This window comes from Kitasatospora sp. NPDC034035, from assembly GCF_055575755.1.
On sequence record NZ_JBVISA010000013.1, the window covers coordinates 218,056 to 240,015 of the forward strand.

Consider the following 21,960-nt stretch of genomic DNA (forward strand, 5'->3'; position numbering starts at 1 on the left):
CACCCGGCTCGTCCGCGGGCCGCTCGACCGCGCTCCGGTGCCCCTGGCCCTGACCGCGCGCCCCCGGCTGGGGCAGACCGTCCTCGGCCGCCGCGTGCTCGGCGGTGCGCGGCGGACGTCCCGCCCCCGCACCCGGCCCGGCCTGCGGCGGCACCAGCGGCGGCCGCATCGGACCGCGCCCTGCCGCACCCTGCTGCCCGGGGTGCGCCTGCTGCGCGGCCTGCTGGTGCGGGTACGGCTGACCGGCGCGGGCGTGGAAGGCCTGGGCGGCCGGTGTCCCGGCCTGTCCCGGACCGAACCCGCCCGGCTGGCCGTGGCCGACCGGCTGACCGTGCAACGGCTGCCCGTGCGGACCGACCGGCAGCGGAGCCCCCGGCCCGGCCGGGAACGGCTGCGCCGACTGACCGCCGGGCGCCCCGCCGAACAGCGGACCGCCCGGCGCCGCGCCGGCCGCCGCGTGCGACAGCGCGCCGGGCAGCCGCAGGTCGCCGCCGTGCGCACCGGTCGCCGTGGGCTGCTGCTGCCCGGGGCGGCGCGCCCGGTAGCTGGTCCGGTACGCGGCCGGGGAGACCCCGAGCTGACGGCGGAAGTGCCCGCGCAGCGCTACCGGCGAACGGAACCCGCACCGGCGCGCGACGTCGTCCACCGACAGCTCCGAGGTCTCCAGCAGCCGCTGCGCCTGGAGCACCCGCTGAGTGATCAGCCACTGCAGCGGCGCACTGCCGGTGAGCGTGCGGAACCGCCGGTCGAAGGTGCGCCGGCTCATGTAAGCGCGAGCCGCCAGCACCTCGACGTCGAACTGCTGGTTGAGGTTCTCCAGCGCCCAGGTGACCACCTCGGCCAACGGGTCGTTGCCGATCTCCTCCGGTAAAGACTGATCGATGTACTGGGCCTGTCCTCCACCGCCGCGGCGGCTGGGCACCACCAGGCGGCGGGCCAGCGCGTTGGCCGCCTCGGCGCCGTGGTCGCTGCGCACCACGTGCAGGCACAGGTCGATGCCGGCGGCGGTGCCGGCCGAGGTGAGCACGTCGCCGTCGTCGACGAACAGCTCGCGCGGGTCGACGTGCACCCGCGGGTAGCGCTTGGCCAGCGTCGGTGCGTACATCCAGTGAGTGGTCGCCGGGCGGCCGTCGAGCAGGCCGGCGGCGGCCAGGACGAAGGCGCCGGTGCAGAGGCCGATGATCCGCGCGCCCTCGTGGTGGGCCTTGCGCAGGGCGGTGATGGCCTCGACCGGCGGGGGCTGCGAGATCGACCGCCAGGCCGGTACGACGATCGTGCCGGCCCGGGCGAGGGCCTCCAGGCCGTACGGGGCGGAGAGGGTCAGGCCGCCGGTGGTGGCCAGCGGGCCCTCCTCGCCGGCGCAGACCAGCAGGCGGTAGCGGGGCACCCCGGCGTCCTGGCGATCCACGCCGAAGACCGACAGCGGGATGGAGCTCTCGAAGATCGGGGCACCGCCGAAGATCAGCACCGCGACCGTCTCCCGGCGGCGCCGGCCCGACAGCTTGCGCGGGGCGGCGGCCGTCACCGAGGCCGGGGAGCCGTTCGCACCGGGGCCGCCGGGCGGGCCGCCGACGGCTCCGGAGGCGCCGTTCAGGCCCGGCGCGCCGCCGGGGTAGGCGGGGTGGCCGGCGTAGCCGGAGTGGGTGGGATGGCCGGGATATCCGGGGTACTCGCCGCCGTAGGCCGGGGCGTGGCCGACGAGGCCTCGGCTGACGGGGTGTCCGGCGGTCGGCTGTCCGCCGCTGACGGGGTGTCCGGTGGCGTGTCCACCGGCGTGTTGCCCACCGGCGTGCTGCCCGCTGACGTACTGCCCGCTGCCTGGTTGGCCTCCGTACGGGGCCGCCGCGCCGTGCTCGACGGCGGGGGCCGCGCCCGGGCCGCCGACGGCGGAGTGCGCTGCGGGGTACGAGGGATGCGGGGCAGCGCCCGAGCCGCCGGAGGTGCGGGTGGTGGCGGCGATCGCGGAGGTGCCAGTGCTTCTCGCGGACCGACCTGTGGTGCCGGCCAGCGCCTGGCCGCTGTCAGGACCCGCGTCGCTCCTGCTCACCCTGCTCAAGGCGCTCAAGCCCCCTCGGTGGTGTGGTGTGGGTGGTGCGGCACTGCTAGCCAAGATCGAAATCTATCGGGTGGACCATCACCGTTGTGACAAGTTCACCATCCGACGCTATGTCGACATGGCAATTTGGCGTGATGCATTCGATCACGAAGCGTGGCACCCGTCGACCTTTCTGGGAAGAGGGCCGAGGCAACGGTGGCTGGTTGTCGCAGGGCCGCTCCTGGGGCGTCCGGCCCCCGTGCGCCCGATCGGCGGGTCTGGACTGCGGATTTGCCCAAGCGGGAGGGATCGGCGCGAAATTGACCGAAAATCGGCGGTGCACAAGAGGGCGCACGGGCATGAGTCGTGCGCCTCCCAGGCTTCATCCGGCCAAGCCTGATGCGGGAGAACCGTTATCCGGACTGCCGGGTTACGGTCCTGCCGTGAACACCAACAGCCGGCTCGAACGGGCCAACGACAACGCTGCCGCCTTCTGGCTCGCCCAAGCCCGCGTGCACGGCTGGCGAACCCGTGTCCTCCCGGGCCTGACGGCGGTCCGCTGCGCCCGTACCCCGGACGATGCGCACCGCGTCGTGGTGACCCGTCCCTACACCGAACCAGGTTCGGTGGAAAAGGAATTGGCGGACCTGCTGGACGACTGGGCGACCATACGCTTCACCCTGGAGGACCCGTACGGCGGGCTCGACCTCTCCCGCTTCGGGGCCACCCGGATGCCGATCATGCCGGTGATGGTCCGGGACCCGGGCCCGGTCGAAGGCGTGACGACCGCCCTGCCCGCGGGCCACGAGGCGCACGGGGGCGGAACCCTGACGGTCGATGAGGCGCCGGACCGGGACAGCTTCGCGCTGGTCGAACGGGCGATCGTGGAGGGCTTCCCGCTGCCCGCCCGCCAGCCGTGGGTCCGCGGCGACGCGCTCCCCGAGCAGCTGCTGGGCGAACCCGGGTGGCGGGCGTGGCTCGGCCGCGTCGACGGCGCCCCGGCGGGCACCTGCCTCACCTACGACGACGGACGGGCCACCGGCGTGTACTGGGTCGCCACCCTGCCCGACTGGCGGGGCCGCGGGGTGGCCAGGGCCGTCGTGCAGACCGCCCTGGTCCACGCACACCCGGACCGCCCGGCCACCCTGGTCGCCACCTCGCTCGGCGAACCGCTCTACCGCAAGCTCGGGTTCGTCGAGCAGGCCCGAACCTGCTGGTGGAGCCGCACGTCGGCGGAGGGCTGACGGGCGGGGCGCCCGGCCGGCACCCGGCCGTCGCAGGGGCGCCGTGCCGCCGGGACGCTACCGGGCGACCGCTGCGACCGCTGCCGAGGCCGCTGTGAGGACGGCGGCCGCGGTGGGCTTTGCGGCGAAGGCGGTTCGAGCGGGCGCGACCCCGTCGGCCGCCGTACGGAGGGGCGTCGGAGGTACGACCGGGGCGGCCCCGCGGTCGTCCGCGCCCGTGTCCGGTGAGGCGCTCGCCGGTGCCCCGGAGACCGCTCCGGCGCCGGAGCGGGCGTCGGCGATCACGGCAAACCCGCCGGATCGGTTTCGGACACCGGACGCGGCTCCGGCACTCGAAGCGCCGCCCGCCCCGGCGTTCGCGGGAACGGGCGCACCGGGGCCCTCCGGGGCGGCCGCCGTCGGGCGCGCGCCGGACCGTGCGCCGAGCGGCGCCGCCGCCCGCGCCGGCACCCCGGCAGCCCTCCGCCGGGCCGACCCGCCGGCGAGAGTCCCCGGCCAGGGCGAGGGCGCGTTGCGGGCGGCGAGCACCTGGCCGACGGCCTCCGGCAGCCCGGCCGCCTTCAGCGTCGGCCGGTAGCCGATCTCCGCCCACGGCCGGCCGTGGTGCAGCCAGACACTGCGCAGTCCGGTCAGGTCGGCCCCGGCGATGTCGGCGGGCGCGTGGTCCCCGACCATCCAGGTGTGCGCGGCCCAGTCCCCGGTGGGCGCGACGCCGCACCGCTGGGCGGCAATCTCGAAGATCAGCGGGTCCGGCTTGACGCAGTCGGCCTCCTCGGAGATGACCCAGCCGTCGACCAGCGGCCCCAGCCCCGTCCGCCGGATCTTCTCCAACTGCGGCCGGGTACCACCGTTGCTGACGATCCCCAGCGTCCACCCGGCCGCCCGCGCCGCCCGCAGCGCCTCGACGTGCCGGGGCGGGCAGTGGATGTGGGAGTTGATGCCGCGTCGGTAGTGGGCGAGCAGGAAGTCGGCGGAGACGTCCAGGCCGTAGCGGCGCCGGACCGCGGACAGTACGGTGCTGCGCGGTACGTAGCCGCCGCCGTCGAGGGTGACGAACCAGTCGAGGTCGCCGGGCGGCAGGTCGTGTTCGGACAGGAAATCCTGCGCCCAGGCCCGGAAAGCGGCGTCCCGGGGGAGCAGCGTGTTGTCGAGGTCGAACAGGAGCAGGGGCATGTCGAGCATGGTGCCAGCGCCCGCGCCTATGCATGTGGCAAATGCCAGAGCGCGTCGCGAAGCCGTACGAAGTGGCTGAATCGGGCTCCGGCACCTGACGTACCGATCCCGCGCGGGGCCGGGTGCGGGTGGTGTACGGGCAGGCCCGTGGGGCGGGCGGGATTGGTGGGGCGTAACGGTTCGCGACGTGTCGCAACGGATCGTCGCCGATCAATGACAGTCCGGTCACGGTGTCCCGTGGGCCTGTTGCGTCGCCCGGTCCGCTCAGTCAAGCTCCAGGGAACCTCCTTTCCGGAGGGGGCGCGATGGCCTGCGGGCAGGGCGCACTGCCGCGGCGGGCGCATCCCTCCTTCGCGGGAACAACGTCGCTCCGGGGCTTCGCCGCTGGGCTGGGCCCCGTGCCCGTCGTACTCTGAAAGGAACAGGTCACATACGGTGCTGCGCGGTGCAGACCGACGTCATCCCGTGGGCGGGCCTGCTGCCCGGGCAGCGTCGTCCTCTCCTGTCGGCCCCTCTCCATCGAAGAGCCGTGAGCCATGGCTGGTTTTGAGCCTCCCCGACCGGTTGAACCGGACACGCCCCGCAGCGCGGGCGCCGCGACCGGGGGAGATGGCGTCCAGGGCCTCGGACGCGCCCTGCGCGGCCTCGCCCGCCGTGGCAACCTCGCCCGCCGTGACCGCTCAGGGCCCCGCCAGCGGCGTGGCGAGCCCCCGGCCGACCCTGCGGGGTCTCCGGTGACGGGCCGCCTGGGCCCGGGCGCGGAGCGTCCCGAGGCGGCCTCCGGCGCGGCCGACGCGTTCGGCGGGCGCACCGAGCCCTCGGCGCAGGACACTCCCGCGCCGTCTCTCGACCCGACGTTCCAGCACGGTGTGGTGGTCGGCTTCGACGGCTCGCTGTCGAGCGAGCGCGCCCTCGCCTACGCGGTCGGGATGGCGCGCCGTTCGCAGTGCGGCCTGGTGATCGTGCACGTCGCCAACCGTCTGCCCGCCACGGTCTGGGCAGGCTGTGAACCTCCCGTCTTCGTCGACCTCCCCGACCACCGGACCGAGGTCCTCGGCCTGGAGCTCGCCTGCGCGGACTTCCTCGCCGGGGTGCCGTGGATCCTGATCGAGCGCGGTGGCGACATCTGCCACGAGATCGAGGAGGTCGGCCGCGAGTACGCCGCAGACGCGATCGTCGTCGGCACGACGCACGGCCTGCTCGGCAAGATCTTCGGCTCGGTCTCCGGACGGCTGGCGCGGCGGGCCAACCGCCCGGTGATCGTGATCCCCTGAGGGTTCGCCCGAGGGTTGTTCCGGTCGTCTCCTCCTGTTGCCTCCTCCGCCGTGGCCCGCTCCGCAACACCGGTTGCGGAGCGGGGCGTTGACCCGGAGGGCTCGGCTCAGGACGTGACCGCAGCGACCACGACCGCGACGGTCACGACCGCGACGGCGACGTAACGGTCACGAAGGTGCCGTCGCGACCGCGCCGGTCACCAGCGTGCGGTCACGAGGTGACGCCGAGCTCCCGGGCGATGAGCATGCGCTGGACCTCGGACGTGCCCTCCCCGATTTCCAGGATCTTGCTGTCGCGCCAGAATCGGGCGACCGGGAATTCGTTCATGAAGCCGTACCCGCCGTGGATCTGGGTCGCCTCGCGGGCGTTGTCGACGGCGGCCTCGGACGAGTACAGCTTCGCGATCGCGGCCTCCTTCTTGAACGGTTCACCGTGCAGCATCCGGGAGGCGGCGTCCCGCCAGGCCAGGCGGGAGGTGTGGGCGCGCAGCTCCATGTCGGCAAGCTTGAACTGGATGGCCTGGTTGGCGCCGATCGGCCGGCCGAAGGCCCGGCGCTCGCCGGCGTACTTCACGGACTCGTCGACGCAGCCCTGGGCCAGGCCGGTGGCCAGGGCCGCGATCGCGATGCGGCCCTCGTCGAGGATCCGCAGGAACTGGGCGTAGCCTCGGCCACGCTCGCCCAGCAGGTTGGCCGCGGGAACGCGGCAGTCGGTGAAGGACAGTTCGCGGGTGTCGGATGCGTTCCACCCGACCTTCGAGTACTTCTTCGAGACCTGGAACCCGGGGGTCCCGGTGGGCACGATGATGGAGGAGATCTCCCGCGTGGGCGAGCGGAATTCGCCTTCTTCACTCGAACGAGCGATCGGTTCGGTGAGCGCGGTGACGGTGACCAGACCGGTGATGTCGGTGCCGGAGTTGGTGATGAAGCACTTGGTGCCGTTGATGACCCACTCGTCGGTGGTCTCGTCGTACCGCGCGGTGGTGCGGGTGGCCCCGGCGTCCGAGCCGCCCTCGGGCTCGGTGAGGCCGAAGGCGCCGAGGAGTTCGCCGGAGGTCAGCCGGGGCAGCCACTCGCGCTTCTGCGCCTCCGTGCCGAAGCGGTAGATCGGCATCGCGCCGAGCGAGACGGCGGCCTCCAGCGTGATCGCGACCGAGGAGTCGACGCGGGCGAGCTCCTCCAGGACGAGGCCGAGGGCGAAGTAGTCGCCGCCCATGCCGCCGTACTCCTCCGAGAAGGGCAGGCCGAAGAGCCCCATCCGGCCCATCTCGCGGACGATCTCGTAGGGGAACTCCTCCCGCTCGTAGAGCTCGCCGATCTTCGGCGCCACCACGTCCTGGGCGAACTCGGCGACGGTGCGCCGGAGTTCCTCGTACTCGCTGCTGATCCGGTGGTCGAGCATGGTGATGATCCTCCTGATGCCCGGCCGGGCCGGCCGCGGGCGTGAACGGGACGACCGGGCGTCCGCCTGATGATCCGACGGTCGCACGGTGTGATTGAGGGATGAGCGGTGCGGGACGGGCGTGGTGCGTGGCGCCGGCCGGACCGTACGGGGCGCGGCCGGCGCCGGAACGGGGGCGGGGCGGTCAGCCCCGGGCGGCGCCGAGCAGCGCCTGGACGGTGCGGGAGGGGCTGGGGCGGCCGAGGCGCTCGGCCATCCAGCCGCTGGTCGCGACCAGGGCGCGCAGGTCCACGCCGGTCCGGATGCCGAGCCCGTGCAGCATCCAGACCAGGTCCTCGGTGGCCAGGTTGCCGGTGGCGCTCTTCGCGTACGGGCAGCCGCCCAGGCCGCCCGCCGAGGCGTCCACCGTGGTGACGCCCTCGCGCAGCGCCGCCAGGGTGTTGCTGAGCGCCTGGCCGTAGGTGTCGTGGAAGTGCACGGCGAGCCGGTCGGCCGGGACCCCGGCCCGGGCGAAGCCGGTCAGCAGGGCGCTCACCTGGCCCGGGGTGGCCACGCCGATGGTGTCGCCGAGGCTCAGCTCCGAGCAGCCCATCTCCAGCAGCTGCACGCCGTAGCGCACCACCTGCGGGACCGGGACGGGCCCCTCCCACGGGTCGCCGAAGCACATCGAGAGGTAGCCGCGGACCGCGACCCCGGCCTCGGTGGCCCGCGTCACGACCGGGCGGAACATCGCCATGGCCTCGTCCGCCGAGCGGTTGAGGTTGCGGCGGGCGAAGGTCTCGGTGGCGCTGGCGAACACCGCGATGTCGCCGGCGCGGTGGGCGAGCGCGCGGTCCAGGCCGCGCTCGTTGGGCACCAGGACCGGCAGCCGCAGGCCGGGGTGGCGCTCCGGCAGGTCGGCGAGCCTGGGCATCAGCTCCTCGGCGTCGGCCAGCTGCGGCACCCACTTCGGGTGCACGAAGCTGGTGGCCTCGACGGTGCGCAGGCCGGCGGCGGCGAGCCGGGCGATGAACTCGGCCTTGACCTCGACCGGCACCAGGGCGCTCTCGTTCTGCAGGCCGTCGCGCGGACCGACCTCGTGGATCCGGACCTCCTCGGGCAGGCCGGGGGCGCGGACGGGGTCGGGCAGGCCCAGGTCGAGGGCGTCGGGCTCGTGGGCGGGGGCGGGGGCGGGGGTGGTCATGACCGCACCTCCGCGGGCTCGGCGGGGGCGGCGGCCGCTCCGGCCGCGGGTCCCCCGGTCGGGGCCTCCTCGACCGGGGTGACCACGACCAGCAGGTCCTCCATGGCGACGGTGGCGCCGGCGGTGGCCCGCAGTTCCGCCACCACGCCGTCGTGCGGTGCGGCGATCACGTGTTCCATCTTCATGGCCTCCAGCACGAGCAGGGGCTGGCCCTTGCGGACCGTCTCGCCCGCCGTGGTCTTGACGACGGTGACGGTGCCGGGCATCGGGGCGGTCAGGGCGCCGTGGTGGGCGCCGGCCCCGGCGGCGCTCTCGACGACCGGGTCGTAGGCGTGCAGCGGCCAGGCGTCGCCCTCGATGCCGAGCCAGGTCACCGGTCCGGCGGCGAGGCCGGGGGTGGCGTCGGTGGCCAGCGAGAACGTGGTCTGCAGGCCGTCGACGGTCAGGTGCAGCCGGTCGCCGGCCAGGGTCGCGCGGGCCCGGTGCACCGGGCCGTCGCCGAGCCGGAGCTCCACCTCGCGGGTGAGCCCGGCGGAATTGTCAGTGGCATCGACTACGTTGCTCGCAGTGATCGAACGGATGCGCAGCGAGACCGGATCCTGGCCGGGGGTACGGAGTCGGTGGGTGGTCCAGGCGGGGGTGCCGCTCAGGCGCCAGCCGGAGGGAAGGGAGAACGGGTCGGTCCAGCCGCCGGTGGTGGCGGTCGGGGTGAGTTCCAGGTGCCGTGCCAGCGCGGCCGCGTAGTAGAGGAGGTGGGCGGGCGACGGCGGTTCGGCCGCTGCGGCGTCGGTCCCGTTCCCGGGGTGGGCGGGCGTCGCGGCCTCGGCCGGGGCGCTCGCGTTGACGGGGGAGTACGGCGCGGTGAGCAGGGCCGGCTGCTGCTGGGCGGTCTGCTCCACCAGACCGGTGTCCAGTCGGCCGGCGACGACCTCGGGGTGTGCGAGGAGCCGGCGCAGGAACCCGGTGTTGGTGGTGACGCCCAGGATGCGGGTGTCGGCCAGCGCGGCGCGGAGCCGGCGCAGCGCGGTCGGGCGGTCGGGCCCGTACGCGATGACCTTGGCGAGCATGGGGTCGTAGGCGCTGGTGACGACGGTTCCGGGGGCGACTCCGGAGTCGACGCGGATGCCCTCGCCCCGGGGCTCGTCCAGGGTGAGGATGCGGCCGCCGGTGGGCAGGAAGTCCCGTTCCGGGTCCTCGGCGCAGATGCGGGCCTCGATGGCGTGGCCCAGGAAGGAGATGTCGGACTGGGTGAAGGAGAGCGGTTCACCGGCGGCGACGCGCAGCTGCCACTCGACCAGGTCGAGCCGGGTCGAGTCGGGGCCGACGGCGACGGCGAGTTCGGTGACGGGGTGTTCCACCTGGAGACGGGTGTTCATCTCCATGAAGAAGAAGTCCCGCGCCCCGTCGTCGGCGGTGGCGGAGGCGGGGGCGTCCGGGTCGATGCCGGGGACGATGAACTCCACGGTGCCGGCCCCGGTGTAGCCGCAGGACTCCGCGGCGCGGACGGCCGCGGCGCCCATCGCGGCGCGGGTCTCGGCATTGAGGAGAACGGAGGGAGCCTCTTCGATCAGCTTCTGGTGGCGGCGCTGCAGACTGCACTCGCGCTCGCCGAGGTGGACGGTGGTGCCGCGGGCGTCGGCCAGCACCTGCACCTCGATGTGGCGCGGCCGGTCGACCCAGCGCTCCAGCAGCAGGGTGTCGTCGCCGAAGGCGGTGCGGGCGACACGGCGGGCGGCGGCGATCTCGGTGGGCAGGTCGGCCCGGTCCCGCACGAGGCGCATGCCCTTGCCGCCGCCGCCGGCGGACGGCTTGAGCAGCACGGGGTAGCCGATCTCGTCGGCGGCGGCGACGAGCTCCTCGTCGGTGGGCGCGGTGGCCTGGCTGCCGGGGACCACCGGGACGCCGGCGGCCCGGACGGCCTCCTTGGCGTTGATCTTGTCGCCCATCAGCTCGACCGCACCGGGAGGTGGTCCGATGAAGACGAGGCCCGCGTCGGCGCAGGCGCGGGCGAAGCCGGCGTTCTCGGCGAGGAAGCCGTAGCCGGGGTGGACGGCCTGGGCGCCGGTGCGGCGGGCGGCGGCGAGGATCTGGTCGGTCCGCAGGTAGGTCTCGGCCGCCGAGCTGTCGCTGCGGTCGGCCGGGCCGAGCCGGACCGCGACGTCTGCCTCGCGGACGTGCGGAGCGTCGGCGTCCGCGTCGCTGAACACGGCGACCGAGCGGACGCCGAGCCGCCGCAGGGTGCGGATCACCCGGAGGGCGATCTCGCCGCGGTTGGCGACCAGAACTGTGTCGAACATGGGAGGCGTTCCTCCGGGTCGAGGGGAGCCGTACGAAGGAGGTGGCGGGCGGTCGGGCGCCGGCCCGGTTCCGGACCGGCGCCGTGGACGTCACACCCGGAAGGGAGGGGTCACGAACGCAGGGGCGCCATGAGGAGGGATCACATGCGGAAGACGCCGTACGGGGCGGGCGGCGCCAGCGGGGCGTTGGCGCAGGCGGTGAGCGCGAGGCCGACGACGGTGCGGGTGTCCATCGGGTCGATCACACCGTCGTCCCAGAGCCGGGCGGAGGCGTAGTAGGCGTTGCCCTGGCGCTCGTACTGCTCGCGGACGGGGCGCTTGAACTCCTCCTCCGCCTCGGCCGGCCACTGCTCGCCGTGCGCCTCGAGCTGGTCGCGGCGAACGGTGGCGAGGACGGAGGCCGCCTGCTCACCGCCCATCACGGAGATCTTGGCGCCCGGCCACATCCACAGGAAGCGGGGTGAATAGGCCCGGCCGCACATCGAGTAGTTGCCGGCTCCGTACGAGCCGCCGATCACCACGGTCAGCTTCGGGACGCGGGTGCAGGCGACGGCGTTGACCATCTTGGCGCCGTGCTTGGCGATGCCGCCCGCCTCGTACTGCCGACCCACCATGAAGCCGGTGATGTTCTGCAGGAAGAGAAGGGGGATGCCGCGCTGGTCGCACAACTCGATGAAGTGGGCGCCCTTGAGGGCGGACTCGGAGAACAGCACGCCGTTGTTGGCGACGATGCCGACCGGGTGGCCGTGGATCCGGGCGAAGCCGGTGACCAGGGTCGCGCCGTACTCGGCCTTGAACTCGGCGAAGCGGCTGCCGTCCACCAGCCGGGCGATCACCTCGCGCACGTCGTAGGGCGTGCGCGGGTCGACCGGGACAGCCCCGTACAGGCCCGCCGGGTCCACCGCCGGCGGCTCGACCGGGGTGAGCGGCCAGGGCTTGGCCGCGCGCGGTCCGAGGCCGGCGACGATCGTGCGGACGATGGAGAGCGCGTGGGCGTCGTCCTCGGCCAGGTGGTCCGTCACGCCCGAGGTGCGGGAGTGCAGGTCGCCGCCGCCCAGCTCCTCGGCGGTGACCACCTCGCCGGTGGCGGCCTTCACCAGCGGCGGACCGCCCAGGAAGATCGTGCCCTGGTTGCGGACGATCACGGCCTGGTCGCTCATCGCCGGGACGTACGCGCCGCCGGCCGTGCAGGAGCCGAGCACCGCGGCGATCTGCGGGATGCCCGCGGCGGAGAGCCTGGCCTGGTTGTAGAAGATCCGGCCGAAGTGGTCGCGGTCCGGGAAGACCTCGTCCTGCATGGGGAGGAAGGCGCCGCCGGAGTCCACCAGGTAGACGCAGGGCAGCCGGTTCTCCAGCGCGACCTCTTGGGCGCGCAGGTGCTTCTTCACCGTCATCGGGTAGTAGGTGCCGCCCTTGACGGTGGCGTCGTTGGCGACCACCACCACCTCGCGTCCGGCGACCCGGCCGATGCCGGCGATCACCCCGGCCGCGGGCGCCGCCCCGTCGTACATTCCGTCGGCGGCCAGCGGGGCCAGCTCCAGGAAGGGCGAGGCCGGGTCCAGCAGGGTGTCCACCCGGTCGCGGGGGAGGAGCTTGCCGCGCGAGGTGTGCCGGGCGCGGGCCTTGGCGCCGCCACCCAGGGCGGCCGCGTCGAGCTTCGCGCGCAGCTCGGCGACCATCTCCTGGTGCGCGTCGGTGTTGGCGCGGTAGGCCGCGGAGCCCGGGTCGACGGCGGTGCCGAGCCGGGGCGCCGGTGCGGCGGCTCCGGGGGGTACGGCTGTCGGCACCGCTCCGGTGCCGTTCGCTGCGCTGAACGGGACGCCGGTGGGTACACCGGCGGTTGAGATGACCATTCCCAAGAGCTCCCTTGCCCTCGGCACCAGGTGGGCGCCGGATGTGGTGCGCCCTTGGAATCCCACGTTAATTAACGTTAACTTACGCCGCCCAGGTTAACGGCCGATAACCCGACTGTCTACGATGGGCGGCATGCCGAACGTCCCCGCAGCCTCCGCGCTCCCACGCCGCGACCAGATCCGCCGGGAGGCCGCCCGGCTGTTCGCCGCCCGGGGCTTCCTCGGCGTGGGCGTGGACGAGATCGGCAAAGCCGTCGGGATCAGCGGCCCCGGCCTCTACCGTCACTTCGCCGGCAAGGACGCGATGCTCGCCGACCTGCTGATCGGCATCAGCGAGCGCCTGCTGGAGGAGGGGCGCCGCCGGGCGGGCGGTGGCGACGGTCCGGCCGCCGCGTTGGACGCGCTGATCGGCGGCCACGTCGACTTCGCCCTGAACGACCGCGACCTGATCACGCTGCACGACCGCGAGCTGCTGAACCTCAAGGAGGAGGACCGCCGCACCGTCCGCCGGCTCCAGCGCGGCTACGTCGAGCTGTGGGTGGACGTGGTCCGGCAGGCCTACCCGCCGCTGGCCGACCCCGCCGCCGAGCCGGTGGCGCGTGCCGCCGTGCACGCCGTCTTCGGCCTGATCAACTCGACCCCGCACAGCCTCGGCTCGCACCCCGGCCAGGGCGAACGGTCCGGTCTTCAGCGCGACGGAATGGCCGCCCTGCTGCACACCCTCGCCCACGGCGCGTTCGCCGCTGCCGCGGACGCGGCCACCACGGGCTCGGCTTCCGCGGGCTCGGCCACCCCGGACTCGGCTTCCGCGAGCGGCTGAGCGAGCCCGCGAGCGGCGAATCCCGCGCTCACTCCCCGCCCGGAGGCCTAGGCCGAAAGGACGGGGCCGGCCCACCCCCGGCCGCTGGGCGTTCGACGGGCGGTGGGTGATCCTGGATGCGGGCGGTGGTCCATGCCGGCCGTGCGGAGGTCCGATCGGGAATCTCCGTCGGCCGCAGGCTGTTGCCCCGTCCACCGGACCGGACGATCCGGGCTGTTTCGACCCGCCCCGAACCCACCCGGGTCGGAAACGTCGTGGCGGCCACTCGACGAAATGGTTAGCATCCCTAAATATGCCTGAGACTCACGGATCCACGGTGGAGCAATCCCCGAGCGGCACACCGGCCGGTCCGACGACCCCGGAGGTCCCCGTCGACGAGCACGCCGCGGGAGCGGACGCCACCGGAGGGGACGCCACCGGAGCGGACGCCACCGGAGCGGACGCCACCGACGGGCGCACCGAGCCCGCCGGCTGGCTGCGCCGCCTGGTCGGTTACAGCTGGCGGTCCCGCCGCAGCCTGCTGCTCGCCTTCGGTGCCTCACTCCTCGGCATGGCCGTCACCGCGCTGGTGCCGCTGGTCACCAAGCTGATCATCGACGACGTCATCATCGCCCACACCCGCTCGCTGACCCCCTGGGCAGTGGTGCTGCTGCTGGCCGCCGCCGTGGTCTTCGGTTGCACCCAGGTCCGTCGGTACTACGGCGGCCAGCTCGCCCTGGACGTCCAGCACGACCTGCGCAGCGACCTGTTCCGCTCGCTCGGCCGGCTCGACGGCCACCGCCAGGACCGGCTGGACACCGGCCAGGTGGTCGGGCGCGCGACCTCGGACCTCCAGCTGGTCAACGGCCTGCTCTCGATGGTGCCGATGATGACCGGCTACCTGCTGATGTTCGGGATGTCGCTGGTCGTGATGGTCTGGCTGTCCCCGCCGCTCACCCTGGTCGCCCTGGTCATGGCGCCCGCGCTGTGGTGGGTCTCCGCGTTCAGCCGCAAGCGCCTGTTCCCCTCGACCTGGGCCGCCCAGCAGGAGGCGGCCGAGGTCGCGGGCGTGGTGGACGGCGCGATCGGCGGCGTCCGTGTGGTCAAGGGCTTCGGCCAGGAGGCGCAGGAGCTGGACAAGCTGGAGCAGGCCTCCCGCAACCTGTTCGCCGCCCGGCTGCGTTCGATCCGGCTCAACGCCCGCTACAACCCGGCGATGCAGGCGGTTCCGGCCCTCGCCCAGGTCGCCGTTCTGGCCTTCGGCGGCTGGCTGGCGGTCGACGGCCGGGTCACGCTCGGCACCTTCGTCGCCTTCTCGACGTACGTCGCACAGATGACCGGCCCGGTGCGGATGCTGACCATGATCATCACGGTCGGCCAGCAGGCCCGGGCGGGCGTGGAGCGCGTCCTGCAGTTGATCGACGAGCGCCCGCTGGTCCAGGAGCGCCCGGACGCGCTCACCCTGGATCTCGCGGAGGACGGCACCGCGCGGCAGAGCGGCACCCGGCAACAGGACGGCACCCGGCAGCAGGACGGCTCCCCGCACGGCACCACCCGACAGGGTGACACCGCGCACGGCGCCACCGTCGGCCCCCGGACCCCCGACGTCGCCCTGGAGTTCGACCGGGTCGAGTTCCGCTACGACCCCGAGCACCCCGCCCCCGTCCTGCACGGCCTCAGCCTGAAGCTGGCCCCCGGCGAGACCCTCGCCGTGGTCGGCGCCTCCGGCTCGGGCAAGTCGACGGTGGCCCAGCTGGTGCCCCGCTTCTACGACCCGGCCGCCGGTACCGTCCGCCTCTACGGCCACGACCTGCGCGACCTCACCCTGGACTCGGTCCGCGCGACGGTCGGCATCGTCCCCGAGGAGAGCTTCCTCTTCTCCGAGTCGGTCCGCACCAACATCGCCTACGGCCGCCCGGACGCCACGGACGAGCAGATCGTCGCCGCCGCGCGCGCCGCCCAAGCCGACGAGTTCGTCCGCGAGCTCCCGGACGGCTACGAGACCAAGGTCGGCGAGCAGGGCCTGACTCTCTCCGGCGGCCAGCGCCAGCGCATCGCCCTGGCCCGGGCGATCCTCACCGACCCCCGGATCCTGCTGCTGGACGACGCCACCTCGGCGGTGGACCCGCAGGTCGAGGCGGAGATCCACGACGCGCTGCGCTCGGTGATGACCGGTCGCACCACGCTGCTGATCGCCCACCGCCGGTCGACCCTCCAGCTCGCCGACCGGATAGCCGTCCTCGACCGCGGCCGGCTGCTGGACATCGGGACGCACGAGGAACTCGAGGCCCGATGTCCCCAGTACCGGGCCCTGATCACCGACCCGGAGGCGGGCCGCGCCACCCAGCACCCCGCCTCCGCGACGCCGACCGGGAAACCGGCTGAAGCGCAGACCGAAGCCCGAGCCGAGGCGCAAGCCGAAGCACGAGCCGAACCGCAGGCCGGACCGCAGAGCGAGGCGCAGGCCGAACCGCAGCCCGCCCCCACCGTTCCCGACCTCCCCACCCCCGCCCTGGTCAAGGCCGCCCGCACCGCCGACCCGGACCTGCTGGCCAAGGTCGCCGCCCTCCCGCCCGCCACCGACACCCCGGCCGTCTCCCGCACCGAGGCGGAGGCCGGCGACTCCGACTTCGCCCTGAGCCGCCTGCTGCGCCCCTTCCGCGCCCCGCTGCTCATCGCCCTCCTGCTGGTCGCCCTGGACGCGGCGGCCGGCCTGGTCCTGCCGGTGCTGATCCGGCACGGCATCGACGAGGGTGTCCGCAAGGGCCTGATGTCCGGGGTGGCGGTGGCCTCGCTCACCGCGCTGGTCGTGGTGCTGCTGGACTGGCTGGTGCAGGGCGCCGAGAACCGGGTCAGCGGCCGCACCGGGGAGCGGGTCCTCTACACGCTCCGGCTCAAGATCTTCGCCCACCTCAACCGGCTCGGCCTGGACTACTACGAGCGTGAGCTGACCGGCCGGATCATGACCCGGATGACCACCGACCTGGACTCGCTGACGTCCTTCCTGCAGACCGGCATGGTCACCGCCGTGGTCAGCCTGCTGACCTTCGCCGGGATCTTCGCGGCCCTGCTGATCATCGACGCCGGCCTGGCCCTGGTGGTCTTCGCCGTGCTGCCGCTGCTGGTCATCGCCACGCTGGTGTTCCGCAGGAAGTCCAAGGACCAGTACGAGCGCTCCCGTGACCTGATCAGCGCCGTCAACGCCGACCTGCAGGAGAACGTGGCCGGCATGCGGATCGTCCAGGCCTTCCGCCGCCTGGACACCAACACCGACCGCTTCGTGGCGCGCGGCATCGCCTACCGCGAGGCCCGGGTCCGCGCGCAGCTGTACATCTCGCTGTACTTCCCGTTCGTCCAGTTCCTCTCCAGCGTGGCGGCCGCGCTGGTACTGATCGTCGGCGCGGCCCGGGTCGACGCCGGGACGCTGACGGTCGGCGCGCTGGTCGCGTACCTGCTCTACATCGACCTGTTCTTCGCGCCGGTCAACCAGCTGTCCCAGGTCTTCGACGGCTACCAGCAGGCCTCGGTGGGCCTCGGCCGGATCGGCGAGCTGCTGCGCACCCCGACCACCACGGCCCAGGCGGCCGACCCGGTCCCGGTGCCCAAGGGGCTGCGCGGCGAGATCGACTTCGACGGGGTCGGCTTCGCCTACAACGGCGGCGCGGACGGCGCCCCGACCGTGCTGGCCGACGTGAACCTGCACATCCCGGCCGGGCAGACGGTGGCGCTGGTCGGCGAGACCGGCGCCGGGAAGTCGACGCTGGTGAAGCTGGTCGCCCGGTTCTACGACGCGACCGAGGGCACCGTCCGGGTCGACGGGGTCGACCTCACCCGCTACGACCTGGCGCAGTACCGCCACCGCCTGGGCGTGGTACCGCAGGAGGCCTACCTGTTCGCGGGCACGGTCCGCGAGGCGATCGCGTACGGCCGGCCGGACGCATCGGCCGCCGAGGTGGAGGCGGCGGCCCGGGCGGTCGGCGCGCACGACATGATCGTCCGGCTGTCGGGCGGCTACGACCACGAGGTGGCCGGCCGCGGCCGCAACCTCTCGGCGGGCCAGCGCCAGCTGATCGCGCTGGCCCGGGCCGAACTGGTCGACCCGGACATCCTGTTGCTCGACGAGGCCACCGCGGCGCTCGACCTGGCCACCGAAGCGGCCGTCAACCACGCCGCGGACCGGCTCAGCGGCGGTCGCACCACCCTGGTCATCGCCCACCGCCTGACCACCGCCGAGCGCGCCGACCGGGTGATCGTGCTGGACCACGGCCGGGTGGTCGAGGACGGCACCCACACCGAACTGCTCGCCCGGGGCGGCACGTACGCCCGGCTCTGGCAGGCGTTCATCGCGGACGGCCACCCGGCGGTCGAGACCGTCGCCGCCGGGTAGGCCGCCAGGCCGGGGGCCGCTCGCACGGGAGGCTGCCTGCGCTGGGGGAGGCTGCCTGCGCTGGGGGAGGCTGCCTGCCTGGGGAGGCCGCCCGCCCCGAATCCGCCTGACGGCCCGGCACGCATGGGCCGTCAGGCGGCGATCAGCGAGGTCAGCAATCCCGACGGGTCGATGCCCCGCGGCAGGTCGCTCACCTGTCCGTCCCCGACCTCGACCACCCGCCAGCCGGAGCCGTCGGCCCGGCTGGCGAGGTCGGTGGTGATGAAGCGGCAGCCGAGCGTCCGGACCAGCGCCCGGACGTCGGTGAGGTCGGGCTCGACGTTCCGGCGCGGGGCGTCCGGGTGCGGTCCGACCAGGATCGGCCGGCCGTCCAGCCACCACACCCGCGCCTCGACGGCCCGCCCGCCCGCACCGGGTCCGTCGCCCGCATCCGGCCGCCCGCCCGTACCCGGGCCGTCGCCCGCTTGGCCCTCGGCATCCTCCGCGGCACCGGCGGCGCGCTCGAACTCCTCGTACCGCCGCAGCACCACCCCGCCGGCCAGGAACTCGCCCTGCAGCTCGACGAACCGCTCCACCACCCGGCCGACGGCCCGCAGGTCTGCCAACTCGGGTACGTAGCAGGCCTCGTGCCACTCGTGCTTGCGCGACTTCACGTAGTCCTTGACGATCGCCGGGCCGCTCCCGCCGAGCCGGGCCACGGCCGCTGCCAGCTCCGTCGGGTCAGGCGCCACCGGCCCGTCGGACGGGATCCACGCACTGGCCGGGGTCGCCCCCTCGAACACGCCGTACCAGCCGGGCAGTTCGTGCGCCGCCGCGTAACCGGGCGCGCTGGTCAGCAGGTTGCCGCCCCGGGCGGTGAGCGCGGTGGCGAAGTCGGCGTACCGGGCCGAGGGGAGCATCCAACCCCGGTACCAGAGCGGGCCGCTGTCCTGCGGCACCCGCCGGACCGCCTCCTCGGCCTGCCCGGCGAGCAGCGCGTCGTGGTCGACCAGGTGGTGCTCGCCGCCCAACTCCCGCAGCAGCCTGGCCTCCCAGGCGAAGTGCGGATCGGGCCGGCGCGGGTTGAGCGGATCGGCGGGGAAGATGATCGCGGGTACGGGCATGGCCGTCAGGGTACGGCGAACGGACAGGTCCCGCGCCGCGCCGGGCGGTTCGGAGCTCTCGTCCGCCGGACCGGAGTGTCGAATCCGCTCGACGCCCCCGGCGGCCGCTGCGAGAGTGATCCGATGCGAAATCCGATGCGCAATCTGCTCCGCCCCCACAAGCGCGTGCCCCGGCAGGCCGCCCGCACGGTGGTCCTGGACGAGAACGGCTCGGTGTTCCTGCTCCGTTCGGACAACGACGAGGTCGGCGTCCACTGGACCATGCCGGGCGGCGGACTGGAACCGGGCGAGTCCCCGTGGGAGGGCGCCCGGCGCGAGCTGGGGGAGGAGACCGGCTGGACCGACCTCGAACCCGGCCCGCTGCTCTGCACCTGGGAACACGACTTCACCTGGCACGGCACCCCGGTCCGCCAGCACGAGCACATCTACCTCACCGGCGGACCGCACCGCGGCCCGGTCGGCGACGTCAGCGCGGTGCACGCCGTCGACCGGATCCTCGACTGGCGCTGGTGGACCCCGGCCGACCTCGCCGACGAGAACGCCGACGCGCTGTGGCCGCCCCGGCTGCCGGAACTGCTGGACTCCGTCCGCCAGGGCTGGGCCGTGGACGGACGCCCGCCGGTGCCCGTCGACCTCGGGTACATCCCGAACGCCCCGGTGGTCCGCTGACCGCCGACCGATAGCCGCCGGCCTCCAACCCGCCCACCGCCGGCCGTCGACCCAGGTTCGGGAACCGGCCCGAGGACTGCCTCAGGACCGCCCGCCGCGCCGGCCGCGCGTGGCCGGACCGGGCTCCCAACCGTGCAGTTCCAGCTCCCGGTCGTGCAGCGCGCTCGGGTTCATCAGCACCGTCAGCCGGGCGTCGGCGAGCTGCTCGAAGCCGAGCCCGGTCGCGTACAGCAGCTGCTCGGTCGACACCGAGACGGCGATGGCGGGGCGCCAGGAGGGCAGCACCACCAGGCTGGTGCCGCGCCCGACCCGGATCGGCTCGGCCACCACCCGGACCGGTGCCCTCTCCTCGGGCCGGCCGACAGCCTCGGGCTGACCGGGGCTGCCGCCGATCAGGATCCCGAGCGGTGGTTCGGCACGCGGTGGTTCGGCGTGCGGCGCCTCGGTGCCGGGGGCGCCGGCGTCGGCACCGGTGTCGGGGGTGATCGCGGTCGCGGTGCCGGCCCCGAACGGCACCCGATCCGCCACCGTCCCTGCCGTACCGGCGAGTTCACCCGTCCACGCGGCGGCACCCGGGAGGCCCACGCCGGCCGGGCCGGTCGCGGCCGTCTCCCGTGCGGTCGCCTCCTGTCCGCTCGGGGTGGCCTGCGGGTGCATCCGGCGCAGTCGGCGCGAGGGCGACGGCCGCCGGGACCCCATGGGCCACAGCTCTTCTCGTACCGGACGCGCCGCCCGCGTGGGCAGGCCGCCCTCCGCCGCGGTGACCGGCGGGAAACGGACGAACCCGACCTCGGCCTCAGCCTCCCCGCCGACCTCGGCACCGCCGTCGGTCTCGGTCCCGCCTCCGGCCTCCCCGTCCTGGCCGTGGTCACGGACGGGCGCGGGCGCGAACGTATCCGCACCGTCCCCGGCCGCCTCACCGAGCAGCGCCCGTACCTCCGCGACCGGCCGACGGCACGCGGCCGCCAGCTCGGCGACCGAGCGGCCCTGGGCGCGTGCGGCCCGCAGCCGTTCGGCGAACGCCGCCCGGAGGCGCGCCGCGGTCGGATCGCCGTCCGTGGTGGAGTGATCCGTCGCGGGGGCCGCTGCCGGGAGGACGTACGCATCCGTGTCGTCCCGGCTGCGCGGCTGCGGCACCGAGTCGTGACGGGAGAGGGAGCCCTGGCGGATCACCCCGCCGGAGGAACCGGACGCGGACGCGCCGGCCTCGGCGGCGGTCGCGATCGAGCACATCGGGGCGGCCGTGGCGGCCGTCCCGGGTACGGCGGGTGGGGGTGGGGATCCGGCGCTGTCCCCCGGCGGGCCGGGCAAGGACGGATCGGTCGGGGCGGGGTGGAGCGAGGTCATCGGCGGGCCCTTCGGGGGACGGTCTCGACGATCCTCCCGCACCGCGCGACCAGCTCCAAGCGCCGAACCCGGCGGTGTGCGCGAGACCACCGCGGGACCATCGCGAGCCCGCTGCGGGATCACTGGGGGATCACTGGGGGACCCCTGCGGAGATCATCGTGAGATCACTTCGGCAACCGTCGCGAGATCGTCGTGAGATCGCCAAGGCACCACCAAGGCGCCACCAAGGGATCACCACCACGCCGTCGTCGCACCGCCGTGGCGCCACGTCCGCGGTGTCACGGCCGCGCCACCTCGCCCCTTCCGGGGATGCCAGATCAACTGCCGGGTGCGACAAGCCCCTTGAGGTCGGCGAGCACCGCGTTCACCGCCATGACGCCGAGCCCGAGGAACCACGTCTCGTCCGAAACCGGCCGGGCCTGACCGGACTTGACCGCTCCGAGCGTCTTCCCGAGGGCGCCGCCCAGCATCGCGTCCTGGTTGGTCGAACCGGGGCTGCCGTACACGCCGTAGAAGATCCAGTCGGCGTCGGCCTTGTCGATCTGCTCCGGGCTGACCTCGACCGCGAGCTCCTTGACCTGCTCGATCTGCGGCTGCGGCAGCGGCACGTCGGTGAGGATGGTGCCGTTGAAGGAGGGCTTGGCGTAGAGCCGGGTGCGGCCCGGCATGAGGCGCAGCGGCGTGATGGTGGGCCGCTTGTCGCCGAACATGTCGCCGAGTTTGGCGCCGATCGCGGTGGCCGCCGCCTGGTAGTCGTCGAGCTGCGTCTTGGCCTCGGCTTCCAGGCCGAACGTGCTCGCGTTGAGCAGGAAGTTCTGCTTCCAGGGGTAGCCGGGGCGCAGTGAGAAGACGGTCGGGGCGATCTTGGACAGTTGCGCGTACTGGTCCTGGGTGCGCAGTTGGCGACCGAGGATGAGGTCCGGCTTGAGTGCGGCGATCGCTTCCAAGTTGAGGCTGCTCGGCGCCGCGCTGATGACCGGCTACGGCCTGGTGCGGCCGGAGCTCCTCCGCGGCGAGACGCTGCGCAAGGAAACCCCCGCGCTGGTGGTGGAACGACGCTAATCTTGAGCGCATGAAGCGCTTCGTGGGCCTGTGCTGGTGGGGGGGTCCGGGGAGGGCACCCAACCCCCCCTCCCCCAGGGCCCTCCGGGGGGGAGACCCGGTTTGTTTTTCCCCCCTTCTCCTCCGGAAGGG

General features: G+C 74.1%; 14 protein-coding genes and 1 pseudogene. 6 read left to right on the forward strand and 9 right to left on the reverse strand.

All coding sequences use genetic code 11. From position 1 onward, the window contains the following. Positions 1 to 394: 394 nt before the first annotated feature. Positions 395 to 1,525, reverse strand: a pseudogene (locus ACZ52J_RS20630) (helix-turn-helix domain-containing protein); the annotation flags it as partial. A gap of 953 nt (positions 1,526 to 2,478) precedes the next feature. On the opposite strand from ACZ52J_RS20630, the gene ACZ52J_RS20635 reads away from it, so the two are divergent. Beyond that, the gene (locus tag ACZ52J_RS20635; RefSeq protein ID WP_465620573.1) at positions 2,479 to 3,279 is read left to right on the forward strand and encodes a GNAT family N-acetyltransferase; all 801 of its coding nucleotides are present in this window, start codon (positions 2,479 to 2,481) and stop codon (positions 3,277 to 3,279) included. 57 nt (positions 3,280 to 3,336) lie between these two features. On the opposite strand, the gene ACZ52J_RS20640 is transcribed toward ACZ52J_RS20635, so the two are convergent. Next, the gene (locus ACZ52J_RS20640; protein WP_465620575.1) at positions 3,337 to 4,452 is read right to left on the reverse strand and encodes an HAD family hydrolase; all 1,116 of its coding nucleotides are present in this window, start codon (positions 4,450 to 4,452) and stop codon (positions 3,337 to 3,339) included. 734 nt (positions 4,453 to 5,186) lie between these two features. Between ACZ52J_RS20640 and ACZ52J_RS20645 the strand changes: the two genes are divergently transcribed. Next, positions 5,187 to 5,726, forward strand: a complete 540-nt coding sequence (locus tag ACZ52J_RS20645) for a universal stress protein (RefSeq protein ID WP_465620577.1) — start codon at positions 5,187 to 5,189, stop codon at positions 5,724 to 5,726. A gap of 211 nt (positions 5,727 to 5,937) precedes the next feature. On the opposite strand, the gene ACZ52J_RS20650 is transcribed toward ACZ52J_RS20645, so the two are convergent. The 4 genes from ACZ52J_RS20650 to ACZ52J_RS20665 all read right to left on the reverse strand — a co-directional run bounded on the left by ACZ52J_RS20650 (position 5,938) and on the right by ACZ52J_RS20665 (position 12,461). Next, on the reverse strand, positions 5,938 to 7,128 hold the full coding sequence (locus tag ACZ52J_RS20650; protein WP_360497184.1) for an acyl-CoA dehydrogenase family protein: 1,191 nt from the start codon (positions 7,126 to 7,128) through the stop codon (positions 5,938 to 5,940). Between the two features lie 184 nt (positions 7,129 to 7,312). After that, positions 7,313 to 8,311, reverse strand: a complete 999-nt coding sequence (locus ACZ52J_RS20655) for a hydroxymethylglutaryl-CoA lyase (RefSeq protein ID WP_465620579.1) — start codon at positions 8,309 to 8,311, stop codon at positions 7,313 to 7,315. After that, positions 8,308 to 10,608 carry an acetyl/propionyl/methylcrotonyl-CoA carboxylase subunit alpha gene (locus ACZ52J_RS20660; RefSeq protein ID WP_465620581.1) on the reverse strand — a complete coding sequence of 767 codons (2,301 nt, stop codon included), beginning with the start codon at positions 10,606 to 10,608 and terminating at the stop codon, positions 8,308 to 8,310. Before ACZ52J_RS20660 ends, ACZ52J_RS20655 begins: the two co-directional genes overlap by 4 nt. A 140-nt stretch (positions 10,609 to 10,748) precedes the next feature. Continuing rightward, on the reverse strand, positions 10,749 to 12,461 hold the full coding sequence (locus ACZ52J_RS20665) for a carboxyl transferase domain-containing protein (RefSeq protein ID WP_465620583.1): 1,713 nt from the start codon (positions 12,459 to 12,461) through the stop codon (positions 10,749 to 10,751). A 133-nt stretch (positions 12,462 to 12,594) separates the two neighbouring features. Between ACZ52J_RS20665 and ACZ52J_RS20670 the strand changes: the two genes are divergently transcribed. After that, complete coding sequence (locus ACZ52J_RS20670; RefSeq protein WP_465620585.1) at positions 12,595 to 13,281, forward strand: SACE_7040 family transcriptional regulator; 687 nt, start codon at positions 12,595 to 12,597, stop codon at positions 13,279 to 13,281. Positions 13,282 to 13,573: 292 nt separating this feature from the next. Next, a complete protein-coding gene (locus tag ACZ52J_RS20675; RefSeq protein WP_465620587.1) occupies positions 13,574 to 17,647 on the forward strand; it encodes an ABC transporter ATP-binding protein in 4,074 nt (1,357 codons plus the stop codon). Positions 17,648 to 17,778: 131 nt separating this feature from the next. Here ACZ52J_RS20675 and ACZ52J_RS20680 read toward each other — a convergent pair whose 3' ends face one another. Then, positions 17,779 to 18,750 carry an ATP-grasp domain-containing protein gene (locus ACZ52J_RS20680; protein WP_360497201.1) on the reverse strand — a complete coding sequence of 324 codons (972 nt, stop codon included), beginning with the start codon at positions 18,748 to 18,750 and terminating at the stop codon, positions 17,779 to 17,781. Positions 18,751 to 18,873: 123 nt separating this feature from the next. Between ACZ52J_RS20680 and ACZ52J_RS20685 the strand changes: the two genes are divergently transcribed. Further along, positions 18,874 to 19,419: an NUDIX hydrolase gene (locus ACZ52J_RS20685; protein WP_465620589.1), complete on the forward strand. Its 546-nt coding sequence runs from the start codon at positions 18,874 to 18,876 to the stop codon at positions 19,417 to 19,419. An 81-nt stretch (positions 19,420 to 19,500) separates the two neighbouring features. Here the strand turns inward: ACZ52J_RS20685 and ACZ52J_RS20690 are convergent, their stop codons facing one another. Both ACZ52J_RS20690 and ACZ52J_RS20695 read right to left on the reverse strand, forming a co-directional pair. Continuing rightward, the gene (locus tag ACZ52J_RS20690; RefSeq protein WP_465620591.1) at positions 19,501 to 20,766 is read right to left on the reverse strand and encodes a serine/threonine-protein kinase; all 1,266 of its coding nucleotides are present in this window, start codon (positions 20,764 to 20,766) and stop codon (positions 19,501 to 19,503) included. A 317-nt stretch (positions 20,767 to 21,083) separates the two neighbouring features. Further along, positions 21,084 to 21,713 carry an ABC transporter substrate-binding protein gene (locus ACZ52J_RS20695; RefSeq protein ID WP_465620593.1) on the reverse strand — a complete coding sequence of 210 codons (630 nt, stop codon included), beginning with the start codon at positions 21,711 to 21,713 and terminating at the stop codon, positions 21,084 to 21,086. Between ACZ52J_RS20695 and ACZ52J_RS20700 the strand changes: the two genes are divergently transcribed. Then, on the forward strand, positions 21,691 to 21,828 hold the full coding sequence (locus ACZ52J_RS20700) for a hypothetical protein (RefSeq protein WP_465620595.1): 138 nt from the start codon (positions 21,691 to 21,693) through the stop codon (positions 21,826 to 21,828). The two genes, ACZ52J_RS20695 and ACZ52J_RS20700, sit on opposite strands and share 23 nt — an antisense overlap. Positions 21,829 to 21,960: the final 132 nt, after the last annotated feature.